Source organism: Cyanobium sp. A1C-AMD, assembly GCF_024346495.1.
GTDB classification, from domain to species: domain Bacteria; phylum Cyanobacteriota; class Cyanobacteriia; order PCC-6307; family Cyanobiaceae; genus Cyanobium_A; species Cyanobium_A usitatum.
This window is the reverse complement of sequence record NZ_JAGQDB010000123.1, coordinates 1-5,347: the sequence shown is the minus strand read 5'-3', so window position 1 is coordinate 5,347 and position 5,347 is coordinate 1. Positions and strand designations below refer to the sequence as shown.

The window sequence follows — 5,347 nt, the reverse complement described above, 5'->3', positions numbered from 1 at the left end:
TCAAAATGGTATTGCCTTTGACTACTCTACTGAGCTCTCTGAGATTCGGGAGTTATATGTTCGCAAGGAAATTCCCAATCTTCCTGAAGATGCCGATATCTATGATGCCTATGAGGAGAATGAGCTCTGGGGTGGATTCTGGGATTTTCTTTGGGAGAGACTGGATGGCAATGCATCTGACCTATTAAAACAACTCGAAGAGAAGGTCAAGTGTTATCCTGAGTGCTGCATAGAATTGTGGAATAGCTACCAACTCGGCATCAGCACCCTTCCTGTTGGTTTGGCATAGGTCTTCAGGAGCATTTCGGTGCTATGACCTGCTACTTGTGCCAAATCAGCAGGTGAGTTGCCCATCGCCAGTGCGTGAGAGAGGAAGGTGTGCCGTTGGGCATACAACCGTCGAGGTTGTAGACCACAACGTTTCAAGGACCTCTTGAACACAGCACCCAACAGACTGTCGTAGACGTTGTTGTGACTGACTGGGGTAAGGAACACCAGACCATTGGGGTTATAGAGACCTGATGCTTGCATCTGGTTCTTGTGTTCTTCCAGGACCGCAAGGACCATTGGATTCAATGGCACGATGCGTTCTTTACCTGTTTTGGTTGATGCCCACAGGAACTTGTGATTGTTGAGACCATCTACCCGTAGTGCCTTGTGAATCAGCAGTTCTCCTTCTGACCACTTGATGCAATCCCACGTCAAACCTCGCAGTTCCCCATTTCTAAGACCTGTGCTCAACCACAGAGCAAAGAGTGGGTAATACCAGGTGTCGTTTGCCTTGAGGTCCATCAAAACTGCCTGGATTTCATCCTTACCAAGCACATCCGATTGGACAGACTTCTTTTGGAACTTCAAGCGGTGAGTAAACATCACCTTGCTTCCAGGGCATACCCTTCTGCATTCGCACAGGATGCCTTCGATGGTCCTGTTGCTCAGTCCCCTTTCCTGCATCCAACGCACGAATGTTTCTACATCCCCTTTGTTCCTCAGGGTCTTTCCATAGTCCCTGACCAGTCTGTAGGCGTGAATGGTCCTTCCTTGCCTTTTGGTGTGAGCAAAGTGCATCAAGCCAGCAAGTAGTCCCACATCAGGTTTCTCTGGATTGCTTTGGTAGGAACGGAGTGAGGCATCAAATGATCCTTGCTGCACATCAGACCAGATCTGGGCACTGATTGCTTGTGCTTTTGCGATTGCTACAGGGTCATCCCATCTGCCGATACGATTGACGAATGCTTCTTTGCCATCAATCCTCAATCGGACCTGAACGACCCCATTGTTGTTCCGCAGGGCAGGAGGTTTCTTCACAGGATGTGTGGGTGCTGCTACTGGGCTACTTGGTGCATTCATCACCAGCCAAGCCATCACCAGGAGTTTGTAGCCCTTCTTAGCCAAAAACTGGGAAATAATGGGCAGGACGGCTTGGACTTGGGCTTTCTACTGTGAGGGTCCCATAAACCCTTGATACAGCTTGCTTTCTGGTCTTTGCCGAGCCATTGATGGATGTGATGCAGCGCCTGGTGGATAAGGGCAATTCAATCCTGGTGATCGAGCACAACCTCGATGTGATCCGCTGTGCCGACTGGATCATTGATCTGGGTCCTGATGGGGGCGATAAGGGTGGTGAGATCGTGGTGACGGGAACTCCTGAAGAGGTGGCGGAGCATCCCACCAGTCACACGGGCAGGTATCTCAAGGAGGTGCTGAAGCAGCATCCACCTGAGGTCTTGGCAGGTTGAGTGGTGGTTTGAGGGTGGTCTTGGAGGGTTACGGGAAGGACTGGGAGTGGCTTGGGTGGTGGCTTGGAGGCGGAGGAGTTGGAGTGTCACGCAGAACACATCCAGACCTTATGCAGGTACTGCATAACCCCTGAGAATCGCTAAGAACCCGTGCGGTAGTTGCATTAACGGGTCGCAACGAGATTTGGAAGAGATTGTAGAGATAGCGTAGAGTGAGTGGATAACGGGTGTAGTGACTTGCCCCAGTCCTGATGCCTTTGATCCTTATGGGGTTCTGGAGGGTTTTATGGCGGATGAACCAATTAAACAATGGACACGACTCCTAGGAACATCTGATGGTGACTTTGCATCCTCCATCAACACCGCCGCTGATGGATCGATCTATATCACCGGGGGAACCATGGGATCGCTGGATGGGCAAACTTATAGTGGAGAACAAGATGTCTTTATAAGCAAATACAGCAGTGACGGGACAAAGGCATGGACACGACTACTGGGATCAACTACATTTGACAAGGTATTGTCCATCAGCACCGCTGCCGATGGATCGATCTATATCACGGGTTACACCAAAGGATCTTTTGATGGGTAAACTAATAGTGGAATTTACGAGGCTTTTATCAGCAAATACAGCGGTGACGGGACAAAGGGGTGGACACGACTCCTTGGTCGGACAACAAAAGAAGGGTGAAATAATGCGCCGTTAGCAAGAATGATGGTCAAAGCGAAGAAGCGATCTAGCAAACTGCGCAACTGCATTGTCCAAATGCGTTGCAGTCAATCTGCGCAAGGTTAGGTAGCAGACGACGGGAAAGCGAGGGCACCCAACTAGTACTAAAGTTGTACAGCAGTCTTTGCCCTACTGCCGATGCGGTTCAGCAGGATGCAGCAGATCTAGCAAGCAAAAAGAGAACTGACCATGACCACTGCCCAAGACCCCATGCAGTCCCTGCTCCTGGCGTACCTGAGCGACTGGCGGACCCAGTTGCAGTCATGGGCGGTCTCTGGTGCACTAGTCAGCGCAGCGTCCCAGGCACTGGAACTTGAGACTGTGCCTTCGTCTCTTGCGGGTCTCAACGGCAGGTTGGCGGCGGGTGAATGGTCTGATATCCCAAGAATTGAACTACTCAGTCGTTCTGGTATGGGGGGAGCAATTGGTGCGTGGTCATCCACGACTCAGACCATTTACCTGAATTCGGATTGGCTAGCAGGAGGGAGCAAGAGTCAGGTTTCCGATGTGCTGACTGAAGAATTTGGGCATTATCTAGATTCGCGATTTAACAAAAAAGATACCCAGGGAGACGAGGGTGAGTATTTCAGTCTAAAGCTTAGGGGCAAAATATTAAGAGCCAATGAGGTAAATCAAGTGCACTCAGATGATGATACTGTCATATTGAAACTCCCAAGCGGCGAAGAGATCAGAGCGGAAGGGGCATCATTAAGCGGGGGAGCAGGGAACGACAATCTAAGTGGAACTATCAACAATGACACACTCGATGGTGGAACAGGTGCTGACGGCATGGCGGGGGGTCTAGGCAACGACACCTATCTAGTTGACAACACTGGCGATACTGCCATAGAAGAAGAACCGGGAGGAATCGACACTGTTGAATCTTCTATTAGTTTTACACTCGGCTATAATATTGAAAATCTTACACTTACTGGCACGGGAAACATCAACGCTACAGGCAATGGGTTGAATAATATCCTGACAGGCAACTCGGGGGACAACATCATCAATGGCGGAACAGGTGCTGACGCCATGGCAGGGGGTCTAGGCAACGACACCTACCTGGTTGATAACACTGGAGATACTGTCATAGAAGAAGCATCAGCAGGAACCGACACTGTTCAATCTTCTGTCGATTTCATACTCAGCAATAACATTGAAAATCTTACACTTACTGGCAAGGGAAATATAAACGCTACAGGCAATGAGTTGAATAATATCCTTACAGGCAACTGGAGGAACAACATCATCGACGGTGGAACAGGTGTTGACGCCATGGCTGGTGCCGCAGGCAACGACACCTACCTGGTTGATAACACTGAAGATACTGTCATAGAAGAAGCATCAGCAGGAACCGACACTGTTCAATCTTCTGTCGATTTTATTCTTGGCAATAATATTGAAAATCTTACACTTACTGGCACGGGAAACATCAACGCTACAGGCAATGGGTTGAATAATATCCTTACAGGCAACTCGGGGAATAACATCCTCGCTGGTGCCGCAGGCAACGACACCTACCTGGTTGACAACACTGGGGATACTGTCATGGAAGAAGCATCAGCAGGAACCGACACTGTTCAATCTTCTGTTAGCCTTGCGATCGGCAATAACATTGAAAATCTTACACTTACTGGCACGGAAAATATAAACGCTACGGGCAATGGGTTGAATAATATCCTTGCGGGCAACTCGGGGAATAACATCCTCGCTGGTGGCGCAGGCAACGATACCTACCTAGTTGACAACACTGGAGATACTGCCATAGAAGAAGCATCAGCAGGAGCCGACACTGTTCAATCCTCTGTTAGCTTTACGATCGGCAATAACATTGAAAATCTTACACTTACTGGCACGGGAAATATCAACGCTACAGGCAATGGGTTGAATAATATCCTTACGGGCAACTCGGGGAAGAACATCCTCGCTGGTGGCGCAGGCAACGACACCTACCTGGTTGACAACGCTGGAGATACTGTCATAGAAGAAGCATCAGCAGGAACCGACACTGTTCGATCCTCTGTTAGTTTTGCGATCGGCGATAACATTGAAAATCTTATACTTACTGGCACGGGAAATATCAACGCTACAGGGAATGGGTTGGATAATATCCTTACGGGCAACTCGGGGAATAACAACTTTGCTGGTGGCGCAGGCAACGACACCTACCGGGTTGATAATACTGGAGATACTGTCACAGAAGAAGCATCAGCAGGAACTGACACTGTTCAGTCATCCATCACCTATGCGTTAGGTGCCAACGTTGAAAACCTGACGCTTACATTTACTGCTGCCATCAACGGCACTGGAAACACACTCAACAACACCCTCTCGGGCAACGAAGCATCAAACGTCCTCGTTGGTGGTGATGGAGCAGATGTGCTAACTGGTCTAGGTGGTGCTGATACCCTCCGCTTTGCTCTAACTGAATCCAGACTTGCTTCTTTAGACAGAATCACTGACTTCGCGATTGGCACAGACATCCTTGATGGACCTACTGACGTTTCAACAGAGAATACAAAGGAACTAGGAACGGTCGCAACCCTTAACCAGAAGGGTATTTCCGCACTTCTCACCAGAGCAATCTTTGGTGCCAACCAAGCAGCAACCTTTACATTTGTATCTGGCAGCAGCACCCGCACCTTCTTGGCACTGAACGACGGCACCACAGGATTTTCCAGCACCAGTGATGGTCTGATTGAGATAACGGGTTACTCAGGTGCCCTCACCAGTCTGGCGATTACCTGAGGAGTCTTGAGAGGGGGGAAATTCACCACTCAACCATCTCCAACAAATCCTCAATACCCACCTCAAGCACGGTCAGGATTTTTCCCGCCAGATCCAAGGGCAGTGATGACGCTGCCTTGTCATCGGTTCT

Annotated in this window: 4 protein-coding genes and 1 pseudogene; 4 read left to right on the top strand and 1 reads right to left on the bottom strand. The window is 49.4% G+C overall.

Annotation, left to right across the window (positions count from 1 at the left end; all coding sequences use genetic code 11):
* Nucleotides 1-289 (top strand): hypothetical protein (locus KBY74_RS13480; protein WP_254943142.1); only part of this gene is annotated, 289 nt, incomplete at its 5' end.
* Here KBY74_RS13480 and KBY74_RS13475 read toward each other — a convergent pair.
* Nucleotides 247-1,395: a site-specific integrase gene (locus tag KBY74_RS13475; RefSeq protein WP_315859077.1), complete on the bottom strand. Its 1,149-nt coding sequence runs from the start codon at nt 1,393-1,395 to the stop codon at nt 247-249. The two genes, KBY74_RS13480 and KBY74_RS13475, sit on opposite strands and share 43 nt — an antisense overlap.
* Before the next feature lie 101 nt (nt 1,396-1,496).
* Here KBY74_RS13475 and KBY74_RS13470 point away from each other — a divergent pair.
* The 3 genes and pseudogenes from KBY74_RS13470 to KBY74_RS13460 all read left to right on the top strand — a co-directional run.
* Nucleotides 1,497-1,739: pseudogene (locus tag KBY74_RS13470) on the top strand (hypothetical protein); the annotation flags it as partial.
* Nucleotides 1,740-1,971: 232 nt separating this feature from the next.
* The gene (locus KBY74_RS13465; protein WP_254943141.1) at nt 1,972-2,331 is read left to right on the top strand and encodes a hypothetical protein; all 360 of its coding nucleotides are present in this window, start codon (nt 1,972-1,974) and stop codon (nt 2,329-2,331) included.
* A gap of 348 nt (nt 2,332-2,679) precedes the next feature.
* A complete protein-coding gene (locus KBY74_RS13460; protein ID WP_254943140.1) occupies nt 2,680-5,217 on the top strand; it encodes an S-layer family protein in 2,538 nt (845 codons plus the stop codon).
* Nucleotides 5,218-5,347: the final 130 nt, after the last annotated feature.